14 protein-coding genes, 1 tRNA gene and 1 pseudogene are annotated in these 21,996 nt (G+C 63.4%); 4 read left to right on the forward strand and 12 right to left on the reverse strand.

Translation table 11 applies throughout. From position 1 onward, the window contains the following. Positions 1 to 145: 145 nt before the first annotated feature. Both RPX00_RS46860 and RPX00_RS46865 read right to left on the reverse strand, forming a co-directional pair. Positions 146 to 1,282 carry a hypothetical protein gene (locus RPX00_RS46860; protein WP_406635813.1) on the reverse strand — a complete coding sequence of 379 codons (1,137 nt, stop codon included), beginning with the start codon at positions 1,280 to 1,282 and terminating at the stop codon, positions 146 to 148. Further along, the gene (locus tag RPX00_RS46865; RefSeq protein WP_406635815.1) at positions 1,275 to 1,781 is read right to left on the reverse strand and encodes a hypothetical protein; all 507 of its coding nucleotides are present in this window, start codon (positions 1,779 to 1,781) and stop codon (positions 1,275 to 1,277) included. Before RPX00_RS46865 ends, RPX00_RS46860 begins: the two co-directional genes overlap by 8 nt. Positions 1,782 to 2,074: 293 nt before the next feature. Between RPX00_RS46865 and RPX00_RS46870 the strand changes: the two genes are divergently transcribed. Next, entirely contained in the window at positions 2,075 to 2,446 is a 372-nt protein-coding gene (locus RPX00_RS46870) for a winged helix-turn-helix transcriptional regulator (RefSeq protein ID WP_406635817.1), read from the forward strand. Between the two features lie 14 nt (positions 2,447 to 2,460). Here the strand turns inward: RPX00_RS46870 and RPX00_RS46875 are convergent, their stop codons facing one another. The 3 genes from RPX00_RS46875 to RPX00_RS46885 form a co-directional block, all read right to left on the reverse strand. Next, entirely contained in the window at positions 2,461 to 3,705 is a 1,245-nt protein-coding gene (locus RPX00_RS46875; protein WP_406635819.1) for a GGDEF domain-containing protein, read from the reverse strand. 61 nt (positions 3,706 to 3,766) lie between these two features. Further along, entirely contained in the window at positions 3,767 to 5,092 is a 1,326-nt protein-coding gene (locus RPX00_RS46880; RefSeq protein ID WP_406635821.1) for an MFS transporter, read from the reverse strand. A 572-nt stretch (positions 5,093 to 5,664) separates the two neighbouring features. Continuing rightward, entirely contained in the window at positions 5,665 to 6,606 is a 942-nt protein-coding gene (locus RPX00_RS46885) for a PIN domain-containing protein (protein WP_406635823.1), read from the reverse strand. 560 nt (positions 6,607 to 7,166) lie between these two features. Here RPX00_RS46885 and RPX00_RS46890 point away from each other — a divergent pair. Beyond that, positions 7,167 to 7,508: a PadR family transcriptional regulator gene (locus RPX00_RS46890; RefSeq protein ID WP_406635825.1), complete on the forward strand. Its 342-nt coding sequence runs from the start codon at positions 7,167 to 7,169 to the stop codon at positions 7,506 to 7,508. Between the two features lie 56 nt (positions 7,509 to 7,564). After that, a pseudogene (locus tag RPX00_RS46895) lies at positions 7,565 to 8,155 on the forward strand (helix-turn-helix domain-containing protein); the annotation flags it as partial. 751 nt (positions 8,156 to 8,906) lie between these two features. Here RPX00_RS46895 and RPX00_RS46900 read toward each other — a convergent pair. The 5 genes from RPX00_RS46900 to RPX00_RS46920 all read right to left on the reverse strand — a co-directional run bounded on the left by RPX00_RS46900 (position 8,907) and on the right by RPX00_RS46920 (position 14,464). Continuing rightward, positions 8,907 to 9,497, reverse strand: coding sequence for a hypothetical protein (locus tag RPX00_RS46900; RefSeq protein WP_406635827.1), 591 nt, complete (start codon positions 9,495 to 9,497; stop codon positions 8,907 to 8,909). Between the two features lie 65 nt (positions 9,498 to 9,562). Further along, positions 9,563 to 11,503: a DUF3732 domain-containing protein gene (locus RPX00_RS46905; protein ID WP_406635829.1), complete on the reverse strand. Its 1,941-nt coding sequence runs from the start codon at positions 11,501 to 11,503 to the stop codon at positions 9,563 to 9,565. After that, entirely contained in the window at positions 11,500 to 11,994 is a 495-nt protein-coding gene (locus tag RPX00_RS46910) for a three component ABC system middle component (RefSeq protein ID WP_406635831.1), read from the reverse strand. Before RPX00_RS46910 ends, RPX00_RS46905 begins: the two co-directional genes overlap by 4 nt. After that, the gene (locus RPX00_RS46915) at positions 11,991 to 13,223 is read right to left on the reverse strand and encodes an ABC-three component system protein (RefSeq protein ID WP_406635833.1); all 1,233 of its coding nucleotides are present in this window, start codon (positions 13,221 to 13,223) and stop codon (positions 11,991 to 11,993) included. The genes RPX00_RS46910 and RPX00_RS46915 overlap by 4 nt, the downstream gene beginning before the upstream one ends. 542 nt (positions 13,224 to 13,765) lie before the next feature. After that, a complete protein-coding gene (locus RPX00_RS46920; protein ID WP_406635835.1) occupies positions 13,766 to 14,464 on the reverse strand; it encodes a TIGR02391 family protein in 699 nt (232 codons plus the stop codon). A gap of 611 nt (positions 14,465 to 15,075) precedes the next feature. On the opposite strand from RPX00_RS46920, the gene RPX00_RS46925 reads away from it, so the two are divergent. Further along, a tRNA-OTHER gene (locus RPX00_RS46925) sits at positions 15,076 to 15,152 on the forward strand. A 612-nt stretch (positions 15,153 to 15,764) separates the two neighbouring features. On the opposite strand, the gene RPX00_RS46930 is transcribed toward RPX00_RS46925, so the two are convergent. After that, the gene (locus RPX00_RS46930; protein ID WP_406635837.1) at positions 15,765 to 16,109 is read right to left on the reverse strand and encodes an ankyrin repeat domain-containing protein; all 345 of its coding nucleotides are present in this window, start codon (positions 16,107 to 16,109) and stop codon (positions 15,765 to 15,767) included. A gap of 9 nt (positions 16,110 to 16,118) precedes the next feature. Next, positions 16,119 to 21,950: a deaminase domain-containing protein gene (locus tag RPX00_RS46935; RefSeq protein WP_406635839.1), complete on the reverse strand. Its 5,832-nt coding sequence runs from the start codon at positions 21,948 to 21,950 to the stop codon at positions 16,119 to 16,121. Positions 21,951 to 21,996 lie beyond the last annotated feature (46 nt).

The following is a 21,996-nucleotide window of genomic DNA, read 5'->3' on the forward strand; positions in this document are numbered from 1 at the left end:
TTGTGTGTCGACGACGATCCAGCCACGCAAACGCTTACGGCGACACGCCGAGGCGGCGCTAGAGTCCCGCAGCCTTGCGCAAGGTTACCGACACTGCGACATGCCCACCGACGGCTGCCCAGCGCGTCGCGCCGTCCTGCAGCTCTTAAGGAGCCCGGCTGGCAGAACTCGCAGTACGGCGGACCATCCCGTCCCGCAGCACAAGTCTGGCCAATCTGGCCACCTTGGCCCGCTGCGCCACCCTATTCACGTCCAGCGGATCACTCTCCACACCGAGATCCAGCGTCCCGGGCTGAGTGGATACTCCTTCGCCGCGATGGCGGCATGCGCCACCCACCGCGGCACGCAACTCGACGGCATCCAAAAACTCAGCTCGATCCCGTTTGAGAAGACCGGCGGCATCGGCGACCAACAACGCCCTTTCCCGCACTCGGCCGCAGGTCTGGTGACGTGCGATGAGAAGCGAATCGTAGATATCGATGATCTCTCGATCCGGCACCCCGCCGGCAGCAAGCCGATCGTTCATCGTCCGCCTGATCGGCTCGACGTAACGCCACAATCGTCGAACACTCAAGTTCTCCAAGCTTCGGCGGACGTCCGCAGCAAGACCCGCGGCTTCGCCGAAGCACGAACCCGCCGCGATCAACACACCGCCGAGGCTCTGCACAACGAGGCCCCGCCAGGCAGTGCCCCCGGTCAAATCCGGTCCTCCGGTCACCGTGATCAGGCTCGCCACCACCCCGGTCGAACAGACCAGACAGCCAGCCATCGTCAGCTCACTCGCGGCTCGCACTCGCCACGATGCCTGCCGCACCACTCTCCAGATTCGCATCGTGAACACCGCGAAGGCGAGACCAGGGACGGCACCACTGATCCAGACGACCGCGTCCAGCAGGTCAGCACCTTCCTGCACCTGCGCTCCGCCGAAAACGATCCAGGCCAGCACGCCGGTTCCAGCAGCGACGGCGGTCAGGACGTACCGCATCCGCAACCAAGTCCATCCGCTGAGTCCAAGGAGACCGGCCGGTCCGATCACCGTCGCCAGCGAGCACGCTCCGCGTAGGAAGACCGTCAGGTGCGGCATGCCGGTCGCTTCGGTCGCGATCACGGTGGCCTGCGGTGCCCTGAGCACCAGCGACGCACCGAACAAGCCCAGCATCGTACCGAGATACGCCTTGCCCCGTGCGTCGCGGTGCCGGGCGAAGACGATCAGCGTCCGGAGGCCTTCCGCCGCGACCAGCGCTCCCGCCGCCAGGGCAACCCACCCCTGCGGCTCACGCATGCGCGTCGCGCAGATCCGTCGCTGCCGCGAACGTCTTGCTCAATGCCGCTACCGCGTTGTTCTGGCGACCGCGGTTCCTGTTCAACGCATGCGCATCGATCCGCTCGGCCAGTTGATAGGCGAACTCCTCCGCCATCAGCTCATCGACCTCGCGGCAGCGAGGGTCCGCGCGCGGCAGGCACGGCCCGGCGGCGTCCGCGTCCTCCAGGAGAATGTGCCCGAGTTCGTGGAGGTGGATGTGCCGGGCATGTCCGCGTTCGACGTCGCGGATCACGACGACGTAGTCCGCGGTCTCGGTTCTGATGAGCATGCCGGTAGGCATTGTCCCGCTCAGATCGCCGCGCATCAACCTGATCGGCTTGTCCCGGAGCCGGTTCAACCGGTCGACCAAAGCGTTCATGCTGAACGGCCGCGGAACCGGGATCTCCCTGACGAGTCTCGCGACGTCGGCGATCATGCTCGGTTCCAGCCTGGACTCTTCCGCTCGCTTCGCGCGCATTCCCCACCCTCGTGAATTCGGCCCGTCCGGCTGAGCCGAGCCTCGTTTCCTGCCCGGCGAGGCTTGGGTGTGCGACCTGCTCCTGGCCGCCCGCCCAAGCCTCGCGCTTCTGTGCGGTGCCAGGCGGTCAATCCCGGCTGAGCCCTGCCTACCAGGCAATCTGCCGACTCACGCCAGTGATCGGCGTCGACTCACGCAGGGGTGTTCCGGATGTTCTTCACTCATTCGGCCTAGCCCGAACAGAATCCCCCGTTCAGCGAAACACCGTCACATGGATCGTGTTAGCTGAGAACGTGTCGAGGCAGAACATGTCGTACCAGAAGACTTTCGAGTCGGCGGTCGAGATGCTCCGAGGACGCTGGATGATCGTGGTGCTCGCCGCGCTCTCCACCGAGGACCAACTCCAGTACCGCGACATCCGGGACCGCGTGAACGAAGGCGAAGTCCGGCCGGGAAACGGCGACGACGTCAGCCCGCTCTCCGATCAAAGCCTCACCAAGACGCTCAAACGAGCACAAGATCACGGACTCGTACGCCTGCACGCCGACGAAGGCCACTTCAAGCCGACTTGGTACGAACTCACCCGGAAAGGCGCGGAAGCGTTGCGCGCCGTCCGTCCGCTGATCGAGTGGATGCACCGGTACGAGACAGCATCGGACTGTTGACCGGCAGTGTCAGGTCAGCGAGCTTGCCTGGTGTAGCCCGCATTGATCCGGTCGCGGCCCTGGCCTTTGGCGAAGAACAGCCGGTTGTCCGCGGAGAGCAGCAACTGACTCAGGTCGACGTCGTCGGCGTACCCGTTGTCGCACGCCACGCCGACCGTGACGCGAACGGGGACCGCCGACGAGCTGTCCCCGTCGCTGGGGACTATCTCCAGTGCTGCGACAGCGCACCGGATGCGCTCGGCGACCTCAGTCGCGCCGCCGAGATTGACGTCGGACAGAAAGATGACGAATTCCTCGCCGCCGAAGCGGCCCACAAGATCAGTCCGGCGCGTCTCGCTGCGGATTACCTGCGCTACCGCACGGAGAACGTCGTCGCCGAACAGATGGCCGTGGGTGTCATTGATACGTTTGAAGAAATCCAGGTCCAGCATCAGCACCGCGGTCGGCACATGGTGCCGTCGTGCCTTCCGCAGACCGGCTTCGGCCAGGCACCGCCAGGTCTCCATGTTGAGCAGGCCGGTCTTTCGGTCGGTGCTGGCCGCGATCTCGAGGTGCTTCACTGAATCGCTGCGGTGCAGCACGTAAACCAACGGCAGCAGGAACAGCGCAAGCCAAGGCCGCACCTGGACGAACACCGCGGTGATCGCGCCGAGGAACAGGGTCACGACCTCCAGTGCGTTAGCGCTCCAGCCGCCGACAATCCCGGCTATCGAACGCTGCTTCTCCGCAGTCACGATCGCGGCACCGACTGCCAACGTGTTTACCAGCCAGAACGTTGCGATCGCGGCGAGGAGCACCAAGGCGCTGACCTCGCTCGGCGTGCTCAGCACATCCCCTGGCCACAAAACCCGGACCACGCCGTGCGACACGCACGCCGGGATGATCATCGCGCTGGTGTTGAACACCGCGCGGTACGGGGCGATCCCGCTGGTCCACCTGGACGCGCGCCACCAGAGATGCAGGTAGAGCACCGCAGCGGTCATAGATCCGGCGACCGGGCCGGAGACCAGCGTGACCGCCAGGATCGCGACCGAACTCATGTTGACGTGCGGAGTGTCGGTGAGCTGCCGACGTTGGCGTTCGAGACGCCAGGTCAGCTCTGCGCTCAGAAGCCCTCCCAGGGTGATGAGCGCCGACCGGCCAATGGTCGCGAACACCGGCGGTTCGATCCACAGCCACCAGAGCACCAGCAGGGCAGCCAAAAGATCGACAAGCACGACTGTCGCGAAAACCGAGCGCTGAGCGTCTCTCAGCCTCAATTTCCGATCAGATCTCCGCCGCCGTACAGCTGTTTCCGTCGCGCCTGGCTCCACTTGCCCCTTACCCGCCATACTGACCCCTGTGTGTCGCCGACCGGGTCGGTGCTGCCTCTTCGTGCACGGCCCGGCCGGCCAGGCGGTCCTGGTCCCGGGGGGAGGTGCCGAACATGCGCGGCAAGGAATGGTGATCACGCTCCCGACCTGCTGAGATCGGCTCGCTCCTGGTTGCTCCCCGGGAGCGGGCCACCCACCATCCCGCGCCCACGATCAGCGCCAACACTGCTGCGCTCGCACCCGCCGCGGCTATCGTCCGAAACGGCCCGATGCGGTCCGCGACAGCTCCGCCCGCCACGATCATCAGGCCTTGCGAGCAGTACATCGCCGTTCCCATCCGGCCCATCACGCCACCAAGTCTTCGATTCGGCACGACCTCGACCACGAGCGCCTGCGCCTTGATCACATACACCTCGGCAACTGCGCCGGTCATCGCCCACAGCACCAGCGTCACAGCAAGGTTCGGCCTCGCCACGCAGGCGATCAGCGGCACTCCGGCCACCACAGCCAATGCGACGATCGTCGGGACCTTCGTCGGCAAGGCCACCAGCGTGGAAACCCAGGCACCGATCGCGCTGCCGATCGGGTCCGCTGCCATCAGCAATCCGACCCCGAGCGCGCCGACGCCGACCTCTCGTCCGTACGGCGCGGCAAGCCCTTCGGGAATGATGTACAGGCCGAGCAGCAGCACGAGGCCGAACAAAGCGACAACGACGCCGCGGCTGTCGCGAGGAATGCTGCCGCTCGGCTCCACCGTTTCCGACCGCTCCGAGGTGCGCGCGGCCGGTCGCCGCCGCACGCCGCACAGCACGAAGACTGTGCTGACCACGAACGTGCCGGCGTTGAGTCCCATCGCGACGTGCGGGTCGAGCCACGCCAGCAGCAGTCCTCCTCCGGCGAATCCGCCGAGCTGCGCGATCTGCGTGGTGAACTGCCGCACCGCGAGCCCTGCCTCGTAGCGTTCGCCGCGGCCGAGCACTTCCGGCAGCAACGACATCTGCGCGGCTTTGAACGGTCCCGCAGCGAAACTGAGGAGCCCGACGCAGCTCCACAAGACCGGCAACGGCAATCCGGGCACGGCCATCGCGCCAGCAAGCAGGGCACGTGCCACATCGGTGGCAGCCATGACAGTGCGCCGGGGAAACCTGTCTGCAAGACCAGACAACAGCATGCCGAGTGCGACCCTTGGGGACTCCGAGGAGGACTCACTCCTGACGAGCGCGAACTCACCGCTGGCCCGGAACGTGTTCGCATCCTCCCCGCCCACGGGACCAACCCTCGCTACGCAAAGCACGGTTGCCGCTGCACCGCTTGCCGACAAGCGCATGCGCATTACGTGCGCGACTGCCGCAACCGACGCAGGCTCCGCGCTTCACAACGCGCACCTCAGATGGAGACGCGCCGCGCCTCAAGTGACTACGAGTCTTCTGTTCGAATCAAATGAGCTACCGGCTGTCCGACGGCAGCAAACTGTGCCGCAGGCGAAAGGCAACCGGGCACAAGACCGTTGCTTCGACGGACAGCTACTGCCAATGCAGTAGGTCGCGGCATCTGGTCCAGGTCAGGAAACCGCCTGACGCTGCGAGCCAACCGAAGAGCGGGAACGAACCCATACGCCTCATCCCCTTCCATGCCTTCTTCGCCAGCTTGGTAAGCCTTCTGACGGCATTCTCAAGAGCGACCAACGAGAACACAATGAACGAGATACCGAGCATTCCGGTGAGACTGCAACCGCGTGCCGAGTCGAACGGCGCGCCGGACCCAGACCACATGCCACGACCGCTATTCAGTTCTCCGGTCAGTCTACAGAAGACCGGTCCGGTGGCGAGCCCGGCTTCGAGTGGAACGGCCGTACGGCGCTTGACAGAGAAGCCTGTGGTCAGCGAGTTTGCGCCTTAGCAGACGTCACATCTGTGGGCTTTGTGAAACCTGCCCCGCGGGATCGCGCCCCTTCTTCGGCACAGGTCGGGAGACGTCCGGTTCGGGTTCATCAGGAGGTTGCGGGATCTTGGCGACTTCGAGCCCCGCGATACGGCCTCGGGTCGCCATCCCCGTGTCGTAGGTCAGCAACGTTACGGCTCGGCCGGCCAGTGCCTGCACCGCGACGGCTCGATCGACGATCTCGTCGTCGGTAATCGGAAGGCGAACATGTCGAGGCGGATCCAGCAGCAGTTCAATCGTGACCGCACCGCGCGGGACACCTCCCTGTTCAGACTCCACAGGAGAGTAGTCCGCCCGCCGGGCGGGAGCCGGCTTGCTGGGCTCGGACAGGAGCTCATCTAACTCCGCGAGCGTATGACGAGAACGCCACCGGATGAACCGGTCCTTGGATTGCTTCAGGTTGTCCAGCTCATCGACGACCGCAAGCGGAATAACAATATGCAGCGGAGCTTGTCGTTCGTCGATCAGCTTCGCGAAGTCGATATCCTCGAACTTCGCCCCGTGCAGGTAGACACCAGTGTCGGCTATCACGAGGCGCCCGGTCGCCGACCACCGTTTGATTTCGGTGGCCAAAGCGTCCGCAGCGACTTGAAGATCGTCAATACGTGCCGTCAGCTCGACAAAGAACAGGCCGGTAGCGATCCCCGTCATACCGACGTCGGTCATCGCGAGCAACCGGTCGTACGGTCGCGTGAGAATGAGGCGGTCGATATCGGCCTGCGAAACCTGACCTCGCAGGCGCTGTGCAGCCTCGTGAGCCCACTGCGCGTAGCGGACTACCCGCTCCGTCGGGTCGGCTACATACCCGGCCGCATCCCCTCGCAAGTTGTACGCCTCAATGCCGAGTTCGCGCAGAGTGCGTTCGACATTGTCCCGGTCGACACCAGGCAGCAGAGACACGAGCATCAGTCAGCCTTCGTTCGCGTTTGGATCAAGCCATCACCTTGGCGCGCCACTTCCGATCATCGGATGGCTCTCGCGGCGCTCAGGTCGTAGTAGTCATGTCGTGGGTCGGGCAAATTCCGCTACATGCGCACAGCCGGAGACCTGATGCCTGCAATGCCGTCAACGTACTTGGCCCTCTTCGGAGGCCGCACTGCCGATCGTCCCGGCCGATGACGTTCGGAGACGGTGCTCTCGGCCCCGAGCGGGCGTGGACGATTGTTCGGCCCTAATAACGAAACCGGTGGAAGTCATTCGATTCTGAAGCGCTGAGACTGACCGTGACTGCCACACTGACGTGTCGGCTCCGCTGGCTGATCGACACGCGCAGGCCTGCAACGCATTCGAAGGGCATGAAGTACATGCTGACGGCAGTACTGGCGGCAACCAGAGCGCCCCAGCTTGCGATGCCGGAGGTTGACCCGCAGTCGCTCGTCGATCTTCCACCCGCGAGGGCAGTCCTGACGAGGTACTCGAGGCTGACCAGGGTTGAGTTCAACCTAGGGGCTAGCTAGACTTCTATCATGGTTGGTGCCAAGACGCCTCGCATGACGATGCCCACGCGGCTCGTCCTCTACGTTCTGATCGACGACCCAGATCGTGAAATGTACGGTCTCGAGATTTGCGGGGCGGCAGGACTGCCCAGTGGCACGATCCACCCCATCTTGGCGCGGCTCGAAAAGACAGGATGGCTCACCAGCCGCTGGGAGGAGATCGACACGCACAAGGAAGGCCGTCCGAGACGGAGGTACTACCGGCTAAACCCCAATAGCCTCGCCATGGTTCGAGCCGCCCTCCATCGTGCCGATCCGGCAGTCAAGGCGCTTGGCCAGCTTCGTCCCGGGCACATGGAGGGAACCTCGTGAACCAGCTGACTACTGCTCCCGGAGAGCTTTCTGCTGGTGTCTGGGAACAGCCCGAGATGCGGGAGGCGCTCGCCGCCCGCGAGGTCAGCGCCGTGTACCGGCTGTTGCGCAAACACGGAGTATCGCAGCGCCAGATCGCCGCGATGACCGGCCAATCGCAGTCCGAGGTGTCGGAGATCCTCAAGGGTCGCCAGGTCATGGCCTACGACGTGCTCACGAACATCTCCGACGGCCTGGGTGTCCCCCGTGGATACATGGGTCTCGCTTACGACGAGACCACGGCGATACGGGTCGTCGGCGCGTCCGACGGCCGGCAGGCTGAGGAGGACGAGTCCGTGAAGCGACGGAGGTTCCTCGCGCACGCCGCCCAGATATCGATGGGTGCGGCGGTGTTCGGTCCGGAATCCGGCACGTGGTCGACGGAACCGGCCAGGCCCCTGGCTCCTGCGCGCATCGGCATGACCGACGTACGCCAGGTCAAGGCGGCAACCAGAGCGTTGCGCGCGCTCGATTACCAGTACGGCGATGGTTTCTCCCGCGACGCCTTCGTCGCACAGCTGTCCTGGGCAGAAGGCCTCCAAAAAGCTGAGGTCACGCCAGAGGTAGAAGAGGAGCTCACCGCAGCGATCGCCGAACTACAGAGTCTCCTGGACGCTCGAACAGCCGACGCCTGCGAAGAGCTCGAATCGCCCGTGCGCTCCCCCGAGCGCGAACTCGCTTCAGAGAGCGAACTACCAGAGCCGAGTGAACCGGCGGTGCCCCCGGGACCGGGGCCCCGGCGGCCGGTAGCCCAAGCATCGCAACGGGCCATCAAGTGGGCATCGAAAGTGCTTCCCGCACTCGATCGGGAGAGGTACCAAGAAGAGTGCATGTGCGAGCTCGATGATCTGGCGCAGTCTCCTCACCCTCGCCGAGCACAGCTGACCTATCTGCTCGGGCTCATCATCAGGGTTCCGGCTCTTCGGTTCGCGCTCAGGGACTCCAGGGCGGAATCGGGGGAGCTTGCTCAATGAGGCTGGTCGACACGTTGACCGAGGCAGGTGCCTCACCTGACCCGGAACGGTCGGGCCGTCTCTCCGACTATGTCATCGGGGAAGGCACGCCATGAAATCGAGTGACCGGGACGGCGTGCCCTCAGCAGACGCACCACCCACCAGCCGCAAACCGCAGCTACAGTCGATCACGTATTCCACCCCTACGCGACGTTCAGCACGCCGGCTTGGGCTGAGCGCAATCTTTCTCAGTCTGCTGGCCTCCTTCGCCGTGTTGATCGTCTTGCTCGTACGCGAGGGTGCTCCGCTCGCGCTCGCACTCGTCGTACCGCCAGCGATCATCGGCGCGGCTGCATCGGCAGTGGCCATCCTGAAGAATCTGTCCGAAAGCGGACCTGCAAACAACTCAGAGACTCACCAGCCGCCGGACGATCCGCACACGTAGGAAGCGTCCCGGACGGCGGGACCTGGCAGCATCCCGGTACGGCACGGGCTCGGTCGGTCGGCGCGGAGCGGCAACGGGGCGTCGGCAACATCTGGCCCTGGGAGATGGGCTGACGAGCAGAGCCACATCGAACAGCTCCAACAGCGAGTCACGGCGCTGGGCGAGCAGAACCAGCAACAACGCATCCAGCTCGAACGCGCCTACGCCGAGATCCGCCGCCTCCAGGCGCGTGCGCAGGGAATCGCCCGCGGTCCTGAACCTGATACCGGAGGGCAAGAACATGTCGGTGGTCAGGTCTAGATTCCGGCCATGACTAACTACTTGGGAATCATCGGTTCGCTGGTTGCGTCCACTGTCGCACTCTGGATCGCCATCTCTGGCTGGAGGCGAGCGGATCGGCGAGCCAAACAAGACAGAAACGATGCCGCTGCAAGACACCGGGCGGCCCTGCTGGGCGAACTTCTCGCCCTGCACTTCGACGCTGCTCACGACGGAGACCCGACCAAGAACGACGCCAGGATGAAGGCGATCCTGCTGCAGCTTCCCGGCCACCTGGCGACCACATTGCGATCGAAACTGAAGCTGGGATGTGACTGCATGCCGACCGGTTCGCTGCCTCAGTCCGCCAACCAGGTCTGCGGGATAAGTGCGTTGCCGTCACGCCAGGTTTCGATGACGGACTCCTCGAACCAGGAGTCGCGGAAGTCGGCATGGTCAAAGGCGATGATCTGCAGTTGTCCATTCAGACTCGCGCAGACGCCGAACATCATCTCGTAGAGTTTGCGGGTGTTGGTGCGGTCCACGTCCGAAAGTTCGGTGAGGTCGCCACCGGCTTGGCGGTCCCGGGGGAAGAACGCTTGACTCGGCTGGTCCAGCACGATGAATCGCGGGACGGGGCGGCTCGCTTCGATAAAGTAGCCCTGCAGGGCCAGGTAGGCTGTGAGGTGGTAGCCGACCCAGCTCATCCCGCTGCCGATCGCGCCGGCGTCCATGTATGCAGGCCCCTGGAGGGTGTCGGCGACGACCGTGAGCCGGTAGGGATCGATTCGGACGCCATGTTCGGAATGTTCAAGCGGTAGCGATTGAGCGAGTGCCGTCATCCGACGCCCGACGATGCTCAACAATGAATTGACCGCCGAGCGCAGAGACTCGGGATCCAGCTCGTCGTTGAGTTGGGCGATACGGGAGTCGAGTTCCTCGACCACCTGTTGGAAGGACGCGACGGCATCGTCGTCGGCGAGCGTAGTGGTGTCCAGGTACTGCGCGATCCGGCCTCGCACGTAGCTCTGCTGCTCCCAGGAGCGCTGTGTCGCCGCTTGCAGCTCGTCGGTCCTAGCCAGTTCGTCCAGCGCCAGATCGACATCCGCCAGTTCAGAGCGCGTCTGGTCGCGCGCTTCGAGCAGTTCGGCGCGGGCCTGAGCGACGCGGGGTTCGTCGCGGTGAGCAAGATCTATGCGTTCAGAAACGCGTGTCAGGCTGCTGGTAATAGCGGCATGGGCGGTCGGCACTTCGAGGCTACTCTGACAGAGCGGGCAGGTGGCGGTGTTCTGCTCAGTCGGGATGAGTCCGATCGAGGCGAGCCGGACGCGGTGCTCATCGAGTTCGGTGGTGTACTCATTCCCGACTCTGGCGAAGTCGTCGAGTCCGCGGATCTTGTCTTTGATGTCGCGCAACTGGTTACGAAGGTCCGCACGGCGTGCGTTTAGGCGTTCCATCTCACCGGCGCTGTCGACGTCGTCGATCCCGGTCATTGGGTCATCGTTGGTGAGCACTCCTGCAAGGATCTCGACGGCATCGGCGGCATCCATCGGAACGGTGTCCGTTGGCAGCAGGCCGCTGGAGCGGGCATCGGCGATCAGACCAGACGCGCGTCCTATCCCGAGCTCCCGAGCAGCGAGGGCTTCATCCAACTGGAGACGGGCGCGGCGAAGCCGACGCCGAAGCTCCGAGAGTTCCTGGCGCTTGCGCAGGGCATCGGAGTCCTGTGCTCCGAGGAAGTAGGGCAGGGTGTCTCTGATGGCTTGTTTCTGGAAGTCTCGGTTCTGGTGGTGGAAAAGCAGGTCGGGATTGGCGATCTCGCCCTGTCCTTGGAAGCAGTAGTAGAGGGCGTGCCGGAGATTCGCGGCCAGCGGCCGACGGGTTTGTCCTTCGATCGGCACGTGGAGGTTTTCCTCGATCCCGATGAGACCGCTAAGATAGTCGACCACGTCGCTGGTGTTCGCGTTGATGTGGAGTTCGCTCAGCGCGGGAATCTCGGTTTGCCCGATGGAGAGAAACGCCTGAGTGGTGGTCGCACCATGAGCCGGTGCCGGGCGACCGATGAAGAACGCGGTGTCCCGGGCGTGGCCCAGCAGGCCGTACCAATGCACGGTGTTCTGGATGGGTCCCAGCGGTACGTGAGGGCTGTCGCTCCCGAGGAGGAAACGCAGGATTCCGATGATGCTGCTCTTGCCCGTTCCGGACTCGCCGGTGATGATGTTGAGCTGGCCGGGTCGGAACCGGACCTGCCGTACCTCGCCCTGGGCGTTATACAGCACGAGGGCATCGAGTTGCATCATGGTCGAACTCCCCACTGGGCAAGGACGGTAGGTTCGTCGGCTCCGGTTCCGCCGAACCACCGGCCGAGAAACTCGGCTGCCTGTACGCAATCCAACCAGTCGCTCGTCGGCCGCAGGCTCTTCGGTCGACGACGGAGTGTGCCAGCACCGAGCGTCCCCAACTCGCTCAGCAGCACACCATGCTGGAGACCGTGGACGATGGCATTGGCTGTGAACGGCTGAAGGCCGCGTACGCGGTCGCCGAGATCCATGAGGATAGTGGGGTGAGCACGCAGCCAAGACCACATCGAAGTCGCGGTACTCGCCGGCAAGACGTCACGTGTCGGCTTGTGCAACGCGCTCGGAAGAACCAGGAAGGCGAAGGTCACCGGCATCAGCTGGCCTGCCTTAGATGTGTACTCCTTTGTTGCCCTGTGGAGCAACACCGCGCAGAACGCCGGGTTGAACAAAGTGGAGGTCTCAGTGTCCAGGATCGGCAGGGGTGTGCTCATGCGGCGCCCTGCGCACCGGCGGGGGTCTGCAGGTCGTTTAGTCGGTGTTTGAGAAGCTCGACCCAGTCAGGGTGCCAGCCGATTTGTAGCCGGTCAGCGAGGACATGGAGCGAGCCCAGCGGGATATAACCCGAACGGACTTCGGAACGGATCTCCGGAAGCGCTCGTTCTTGAATCCGCGCATATAGTTTCCGCGCGCTGCGACACTTCTCATCATCGACGGGCTCATCACCCGCGGTGGGCTCCTCCAGGGGAAGGAACACCCGCTTCCACTCCTCGATCAGGCGCCGGTCATAGGCATCCAGCTCACCGATACCGACAAGCTGCTCACGTTGCCAACGCGACCGTTGCAGGAACGCCCGGTTATGGTCGTACACGGCCTGCCTGATGCGCTCATGATGAAGCATGATGAGGTTGAGCTGCTCGACGAAGACCCGGTCGTCTGCTTTTACTTGTTCAAGGGTTGGTTCCTCGGTTGCGCTGTAATCAAGGGGCAGGGCATCATCGCGCAGTGACTGCGCTATGTCCAGAAGCTGCGCCTCGATTTCCTCCATTGCGATGCAGTCGTGCTCGCCCTCGGCGATTCGGGTCAAGTGAGTCATCGTTCTGGCGTGCCACCACCCGCGCAAGCGCTCGACCAGAGGAAGACGCCGCTTGTAGATGACTGCCTTTCGCACCGTCGCGACGAGGCGCCCAGTGATGTCTTCACCTGTGGCCTGACTGTCGAGGACCGTTACACGCGCCAATAACTCTGTCCGCTGTCGCTCGGTGAGCCCAAGATACCGAGCGTAGTAATCCTTTAACGATGCGTTACCCGCAGCCAAGGCGACCGCCTCAAGCTTCTCGCGCGCAGCTGCAACGTCAGCCTCTGCGCGACCAGGACGCAACAAGGCGGCCGCGGTCCCATCCGCAGCCGTCACCGTGGTGAACAGGAAGCACGCGGAGCCGTCGTCCGCCGATTCAATCCAATTGTGCAGCGTCTTCCACAAGTCCGGGCTGGCGTCGCCGAGCGTCCCATGGCGGTTCACATGGTGTTTTGTCTGCCACAACTCGCGGGCGCTACCGAGTGGATCCTCGAAGGTGATGTCGTCGATCGTCTCCAGCGACAGCTGAAGACTCTCCTCTCGATCCATCCGCTCCAGCGCGATTACCAGCGCATACTCGACCTGGGCGAGATAGCCGACGGCAGATCCCGCAGCGCTGAACCGGTTGGCGACCACACTGCTCACGACATAGCAACTTATCAGCGTTCCCGCCAAATGAAACCCCTCCATCTAGGTAGCTGGAGGCTTGGCGACTCCGGCTCGTCGACAGCGTCGGGATAGCGGCGAGCAACGAACGTTGTGCGCTGTCCTTGCAACGCGAGGTAGCCGACAACGCCGCCCCGCGACTTTTTGTCGATGGCTGCCAGAAACTGTCAGTAATGAACTAGACGCGCCCAGCTTCGTCGAATTCGACACCTCAAGTCGGTTAAGCGATTGCCAACGTCGAGACGATCAGGTTCAGCCCTGGTGGCGTTCGGATCGCGGTGACGGCTGTCGCCCTCATGGACCCGCGCCTGGAGGCGATCCGTCCATACCAGTGCCTGATTAGCCCCCGACTGCTCATGCCGAATGGCGCCATCGCCGCGGCTCAGCCACGGTTACGCCGTTTGCAGCGTGTTGACCCGAGCGTGTATGTCCAGGACCCAAAGGCCGGACGCGGGCACGATCACGTCATCGCGCATCCTTACCATCGGCATGAGCTGACCGCCTCGACGCGACCCGCTTGATCACAGCACCAATCGCGCTTCGACGCCGTCGAGAATCCGCAGAAGCAGATCGGCGAGCAAGACCGCGTCACTGGCCACTGCCGGGTCCTCGTATTCGACGGCACGATGGGACGTCGGGTTCTTGAATACTCCGATCGCGCCTTTGAACAGATTCAGCATCGCTTGCTGCTCACCCGCCTCCGCCTTATGGTAGACCAAGGTTCCAGGAATTCCCGGAGCGAACGCCTTATCCATCAGCTTGGTCCCGAGATCGGAGTCCGTCGCACCGCCGAGAGATCGAACGCGGATCTCTACTTCCCGCATCGCCACGAACACCGCGACGTCGTACTCGCCGAGCAGGAACTGTTGCTCGACGAGCTGGGAAATGCGCGGATGCAAAGCCATCCCCAACCGCTCAGCTGCTGCGAGCTTGCCAATGCCGTATCGTAACGTCTCGTCGCCAAGCCGACTCACAACGTACGCATCCGAAGAGTGCTGCGACGGATCACGCACCACGAGGCCGTGTGTCATCAACCAACTCCAGCCCTCCGCCAACGCACGTCCGATCTCACGATCCGCGGCAGTGCCCTGCTGTTCAGCAACCCGCATCCAGTTCTGCCAGTTCCAGCCGTCCCCTTCCTTGTAGTCACGCAAGATCAACAAAGCAAGCGCATCGATCGGCAGGGCCAGCGTCTGAACCTTCGGCAGGGTCCATGTCATCGCGGATCCGGCGTCCTCTCGTCGTCACAGATGGAAGTCCCCTCGATCGACCACCGAAGATGACCTACAACTCGTGGTCGCTCGGCTGGCTCACCTTGTTACGGGAGGACGTTGCTCCCTCGCTCAGCCATGGCTCCCCAGAGGCACGTACGCAAGGACTGCCCCGCCCGTCGACCCCTGTCGTCATCGGGCTCGCTAACGCCAGCAAGTCGAACTTGCCTCGTTGGCCGTACTCGCCAAAACCTCAGACAACGAGCGGCCGAAGCTACGTCGACCTGGACGCACTACCAGGAGACATGCCCTAAGGGTCTGGAGGCCCGAATTCCAGCACTTCGGCAAGCGACGCTGCGCCACATCGCTACAGGCACGCTCCTCCTCCAGTCGAAGGCAGCGCTTTTCGACATGGACGACGTAACGCCGCCGTTCACGGTTAAGGCATGTTCGATGTCCATCGACCGACGAATCGAGAGAATTCAGCCGCGGCTTCCTTTGGCCAATAGACTCGCATGGTGCTGATCGAATCGCTGCTTCCGTCCAGCTGATAACTCCCTGACTTGCAAGATCGTTCTGCGACCCTCCTATAGGAGGATTTTCGCTCACCACCGACCAGCGGCTATACTGGTGTAGCACTGCGCTTAGCCGTTCCCGCTTTCGGAGCGGAGGGTCGCAGGTTCAAATCCTGTCATCCCGACATCGTTGCGGAAGGGGCTGGACCTGCGGGTTCAGCCCCTTTTCGTGCCGTCGGACGCGGCGCGGGAGCTAGCACAGCGCTCAGTGACACTCCTATTTGAGGATTTTCACATGCGCACCCGAGCCCTGATCCCCGCTCCGCCGGCCTGGCAGGCGTTGCTCGGTGAGTGACCGACGTCACTTAAGGTCAAGGTCAAGGGCGCAGCACCATCCTCCGGCACCTCGAGGCCGTGCAGTTCTTGCAAAGATCACCGCTCGCACCGCCGGAAGCCCACAACCCGGAAGTTGGTCAGCGTTCCGAACCAGCCGAGCCCGAGAAATGCGAACAAACCACGTCAAACAGTGGATCACCTACCACGGTGCCCCGACCAACCCCGACGACGCGACCTAAGTCGTGCCACGGACACGACTGGCCTCATTCTCGCCGGTCTGGAGTGCTCGCCGCATGCCCGCGAAGCGAAAAGAGGACTCGGCATTCACCCACTGCTGGGCAATAACCTCGCGCGTCGTGTCGAAGCTCAGAGGGGTGGACGACGCCGTTGCGCATGGCGGTGGGGCCGGACGATCCCGAGAAGCAGGCCGCATAGTCCGGCCCACCGCCGGCTGAACCTCAACTGTCAGTCCGCAAACTCGCTCGCTGTTTCCAAGCTTCGAACAGGGCGAGCGCAAGCCAATGACCGTAGCGACGAGCCATGTCCTCCGCCGTCTCCCGATCTACGTCATTGGTTCGACGAAGCGGATCAGCACCTCGAACGAGAAGGTAAGTCGTAATGTCGACATGCAATGGATTTCCCGTTTGCGTATGACCATCGCCTTCAACCTCGATGGCATGATGCAAAAGCGTCATCCCATTGCATTCCTCGTCGACGTCGACGCCTTTGTCCAGCAGGTTCCGCAGAGCAGGAAGGTCGCTCATCTCGACCGCAATATGCGCAGGCGTCATATATTCAACCACAACAACACCCTATCCACCACTTGTGACATCTACTTTAATTCCCGGAAATTCTTCGTTGAACTGATGGATCACTATCCTACACGACGGACAGACGGGCAACTCCGTGTACAAACTCACCGTACCGCGAACCGAGGCCGAGGGCGCACCCAATCGATTCGCAACATAGGTCAAGATTTTAAGCTCTGTATCCAGTTCCCGATCATTTGAACCGGTCGGAAAAGCCATATACCTGTGCGGGTTTCCATCCACGCCAGGCTTGGGAACCATCCCACCCCGCTCAGATTTTCCACTTACTGAGGTCAAGCTCATCGAACCCTGGCCATCGATCGAAACTTCGGCTGCAGCAATATTCGCTTCAGCTCGAACCGGCCCGGTCGACGCACCGAACTCCCTGATCGCTTTGGCCACCGCCTGCGCAAGATCCCGAGCAACTTCCGCCTTCGATCCCGCACCAACCGGACTGTTCTCCACGACGATCTTGGCCACTCCTGCTTTTTCTGCGTCGTCGTCGCATTCCTGAAAATTGTCCAGGCAATAAGTGGCGGCGATAACCTTCGCACCCTCAACGTCATTTTTATTTTCATTGAGGTGTTCAAGCGCCTTGAGACACGCCGTTCTACCCCAGCAGATGCTCGCAGTCTCATTTTCACTGATGGCCTGAAACGAGTTGTTCCACCAATCCTGAATAGAAGTCAAGTGACGAACCGAAGTAAACAAGTCATGCATATAGTCTCGATCAGATGTGCGCGGAGAATGGTTTTTTATCCACGCATTCCTGATATGCCGCTTTGCGTTAGCGGGCTGGCTCTTGAGGACGCCCTTTTTGGCAAGTTCCTCGCGTGTGTAGTGGCCGTTGATGTCATTGCCGCCCGGGGCGGTCGGGTCGATGCCGCAGTCACCGAGCCTGCCGATGCACCTGCCGACGTCGTTGTACTCGTTCAGCCCGGACGGATCACTTTTGAAGATCGGGCTGTTGCTGGAGTAGCTGTACCCGTTGATCTGCTGCGGGTTCGCCGGGTCGAATACCGGGTCCAGTGACAGAAAGCGACCGGCCGAAGAATCGTATGCTCGGGCGCCGAGTTGGGTGAGGCCGGTCGAGCTGTCGTCGGTTCCGCCGACGAAGCCCCGTTCGCCGGGCAGATCGACGGACGGCCCGCGAGGAGTCCCGAACGGGTCCTGCCTCCGCTGGGTCACGGTGAGATCGGCCGAGTCGACGGCGACCTGGCTCGTCCCCTGGTGGTCGCCGGCCAGCCACGTCAGCTTGCCTCCGGTACGGACCGCGACGATCCGGCTGCCGTGGCTGTAATACCGCGTCGTGCTGGCACTTTGCCCGGTCGGGTCGGCGTGGATCTCCTGTCCCCCCAGGTAAAGCGTGGTGCCGGACGGGTCGTGCCGCAGGAGCCTGCTGCCTCCGGCGTCGTAGACGAAGCTGGTCTTCGCCGAGCCTTCGGTGACCGAATCGAGCTGCCCCTCCGGTGTCCAGTCGATATTCTGCTCGGCTGCGACACCGGGCCGGGTCTTGGTATTGCCGATCTCGTCATAGGTGTACTTGCTGTCCGGCTTGCCCGGCACGCTGGTCGAGTTCAGCTGGTGCGGCTTCACTGTCCCCGCGTCGGCGTAGTTGTACTTCCGGGTCACCGCGCCCGTGCTCGTGTGTTGAGTGTCGGTCAGCCTGTTCCCGGACTTGTCGTAAGTGAACGACTGCCAGTACGGGGCCGGGCCCGCGAGAGACGCGGCGGACGGATCGCTGTCACAGGCCGCGGCAGGCGGGGTCCACGCGTCGGTGAGGCGCTGCAGGTAGTCGTAGCGGAAGCATTGGGTGTCGGCAGGCTGGTCCGGCGGGGTGTTGGAGATCGACGTGATGTTCCCGGCCGGGTTGTATGCGTAGTGAGTGTCCGATTGCATCGGGTGCGGGACCTCAGCGTCGACGATCGTCCGGTCCAGCCGCCGCGTGTGGTCGTCGTAGTAGTACGACAACCAGGTCCGCCGACCTGCCTTGCCGAGTTGCAGGCGTTGCGTCTCGCCGTAGGAGCTGTAGCTCGACTCGGTCACGTAATCGTCAGTGCCCGATGTCGTCATCGGGTCGCCTAGGTCATCGTAGACATACAGCATGCTTTCGGCGGCCAGGTCGCCTGCCGCGGGGAAACTGGAGCCGCCGAGGCTGCCGTCCGGGTTGTAGGACAGGAAAGTCTGGTACGAACCGGCCAGCTTGGGTCCTTCGGCGGCCGGGATGGTGACGGTCTGGATCGCCGGTTGGTAGAGCGGGGAGTACGCATTGACCTTCTCGGTATAAGCGTTGCCGTTGACCCAGCGGGTCGAGCTAGCCATCTGCCCGATGCCCTTGAACGCTGTGTCATAAACCCATTCAGCCATTTTCGTGCCGGTGGTGCTGCCCTGGTAGATGCCGGTCTTGCGGCCGAGGGCGTCGTAGCTGTAGGCGAGAGTGACATTGCGAGCGTCGGTCGCGCTGACTTGCTGGCCTAGCTGGTTGTAGGTATAGGTCGTGGTGCCACGGTCAGGATCGGTGGCTTGCCGCAGCTGGCCGTGGAGGTCGTAGCTGTAGGTCCAGTGGTTGCCGCTCGAGTCCGTCACCGACGCGAGCTGGTTCGCAGCCGTATATCCGTAGGTGGTCTCGTCGTAATCACCGGTCGGTTGTGCGCCGTGGTACTGCCGCAGCGCACGCGTGCGTCCGCGGGCATCCGTGACGGTCGTGGTGGGCACCCCGCCCGCCGGCGGGGTCACGCTGGTCCAGTCCCCGCCGTAAGTGGTTGTGGTGCGCCACTTTTCGGCACCGCCTGCCTGGTAGATAGCGGCAGTAGACCGGCCCGCGCCGTCGAACTGCGTGACAGTGACGCCCGGGATCTCGGTGTCGCTCGCGACCCAGAGCTTCGTGTCGACGTTCTGGTCGTTGTAAAACGGCTGGGTCGTCTTGTACGCGCGGTTCTGCGAGTCGTAGCGCGTGTCTACCAGCAGTCGACCGCCGCCGGGTGCGGGTGATTGCACTTGCCGAGGACGGTAGAAGCTGTCGTAGATCGTGGTCCCGGTGACGAACCGGCCGTTGGCGTTCACACTCGTCGTCGAAACGGCACTCGGCCCGTCATTTCGAATGTCGTATGCATAGCGGGTGTTGCCCTGGGGGTTGTCCGGACGTGGCCTGTTCGGCAGCCATATCTCGGCATTGCGGCCCAGCGCGTCGTAGGCGATCTCCTTGACCCGTCCGTTCGGATCAATCGTGGTCTTGGCTGCACCCCAAGCAGGTTCAAAGACAGTCGTCGTCTTCTGGTTGAGCGTGTTGGCAGTCACCAGCTGCGTGACCGGTCCGCCGGTCGCCGGCGTGTAAATGCTCGTGGCCTCGTGGCCGACGGCGTCGATGACTTTCGTGGTACGGCCGTAGACATCGCGCTCGGTCTTCGCGGCCGCCCGGTAGACCGGTTTGCCGTTGTCGTACCTGTCGAGGTCCTGTACCGACGTGACGTCACCGACGGTGGGTGCCGCGCCAGCAGGTTGGTTGTCGTAGAACGAGACGGCATCAGAGACAGCATCGCGCGGGTAGACCGGTGGTGTTCCACAAGCGACAGTCGTGCTCTCGACTCGGGACGGGTACGACAGCATCCACAACGCAGTGTTCTGCGCATAAGTCGTGGTAGTGCACTTGTCGTCCGCCGGGTCGCTCACGTCCCCGAGGTCGCTGACCTGCGTCGGCAAGCCGTTGGCGTCGTACGCGGTAGTTGTCTTCGTGGTTCGCCATCCGCCGGCAGCCAGCGCGGTGAAGCTTCGAGACGTTCCGGGATGAACGATGTACGCCTTGTACGTATCGCGTGTCGCAGTCGGCCCTTGCCAACTCGGTTCGCTGATGGACTTGCCGACAACAGGCCCGTTAGCGCCGTTTTTCGTGATGGCCTCAAGCGTGTAGCCCTGCAACCAGTCTTCGTCGGGATGGCTGCCGTTCTCGTCGTCGGAGACCGAGACCACACGGGTGCCGTTGTTGGGGAGCTTGTCCCCGTTCATCCCGCGGAAATAGCGGGTTTCCGAATAGCTCTGCGGGCCGGAGGGATCGTCCGGCCTGCCGTTGCGGACGATGACCTTCCCGAAGCCGCGGAACTCGTTCCAGGTCTTCTTGTCGTCAGAGGTGAATTCGGACGTGCTGTAGTGCCAGGCAGCGCCCTCCGGGTACTCGTAGGTGCTGAGCTGCTCGGTGCTCGAGCTGATTCGATCGGACTGGACGACCGACGAGACAACGTATTTTTGGAAGTAGTCAGTCCGCTCTGCGAAGTATCGCGGTGCCCAGGTCGTCGGGAAGCAGCGTTTCGTATTGGTTTCCGGGTTTGCGGGCAGCGAGGTCGCAGTGCAGTCCGGTTCGGCGTAGTTGACGGTCGTGACGCCGCCGGACTCGGAGACGATCGCGGACAGACGGTACCGGTTGAGCGGTCCGATGCCATCAGCTTTGTCAACGCGGTTAGCGAGGTGCTTGCCCTCGAACGTCACCGGAGGAAGCGATATCGGCGTGCCCACCAGGCCGGTGCGAGTGATGCCCTTCAACCACAGCGCTGCCTTCTCGCCGTCGCCGGGGTCCGGGAATTGCTGATCGAGCGACCAGCTGTTCACATCGGCGTAGCCGGTGCCCGACCTCACCTGCGTGGTGATCTTGGCGAGACGCTTCGTCGACCAGAACGTCGGGCTGGGGTGCTCTTTGCAGCTCGCGGTGTCGCATCGATCGGAAAGCGGTACGTCCGGCCAGTTTTCGGGCTTGTCGAAGGTGCACTGGCTGCCCGGGACGCAGCGATCCGCGGTCGTGAAAACGACCTTCCCCACGGCCGGTGCGGCGACGTGGGTGTTCAGTCCGTATTGGATCTCCCGCAGGGTGCCGCCGCGGACGTAAGAAACCGGAGTGTCCTTGCCGTTCTGGCCGTAGTTGTTGGTCTCGACGTCGTAGGTATAGAGAATTTCGTTGCCGTGCGGGTCGATGACCTTGTCGAGGTTCCAGCGGTAGCCCTGGACGCAGGAGGATTCCTCGAAGTTGCCGCTCGCGGCATGACAGGGTTCGCCAGCGTCGTCGCCGTAGACCGGAACGGTCCAGGTGGAGTTCGCCGAAGCGGTCGAGCCGAAGAAGTACTGGGTGCCGTCGGTGGTGGTGATCTTCCAGGACTCGCCGTCCTTCGCACTGTTTCCCGCACCAGTCAGGTGCTCGATCCGGGCACCGGTGTCGCTCCGTTGCCGCCACACGTTCTTCGTCGTGTCGTGGATCAGCATGCCGCCGGAACCGTTGTACGCGGCGGTCGCGTTGTCGGACTTCCAGCACAGGTCGCCGACCTTCGGCGGGGTGGTCCCGCCTTCCTTGTCGTCCCGGCAGGCACCGTAGGTGCGTTCGACGAACCCCGGCGCGAGGTCCCATCCGTCGCCTACCCACGACGCCTGGTTGTTCGTGGCGCTCGTGCGTCCGTCCACTGCGGACGACGAATAGGACAGCCCGAGGTTCGGGGTCAGGTCGCCGGGCACTGGCGGGACTTCGAGCGGGTAAGACCAGCTGAAGTCGCCGGTCTGCGCGCTCACGTCCCAGGTCGCGGACGGGCTGAGGGAGGTCGCCTTGGAGTTTCCGCCGCCGTCCGGCGCGGTCGATCCGGCCGGCTGGTTTCCGCGCAGTGCGCGAGTGGATGCCTCGTCTGGTGCCCGGGGCGTCATCGTCTGCTGCGTCACGTTGGTGGAGTTGACGGTCGGCAGCGGAACGCTGGGTCCCCCGGCGGCGCTCGCGATGTTCTCGGTGCTGACGGCGGTGAGCACGAGTGAGCAGATGAGCGCCGCGGTGATGCCGCGACGAGTGCGGTGCGTCGGCGACTTGCGCATGGTTCCTCCAGGCTGGGCAGGACGAAGTCCTGGGAACGCGAGGCGG

This window comes from Amycolatopsis sp. WGS_07 (assembly GCF_045278895.1).
Lineage (GTDB): Bacteria > Actinomycetota > Actinomycetes > Mycobacteriales > Pseudonocardiaceae > Amycolatopsis.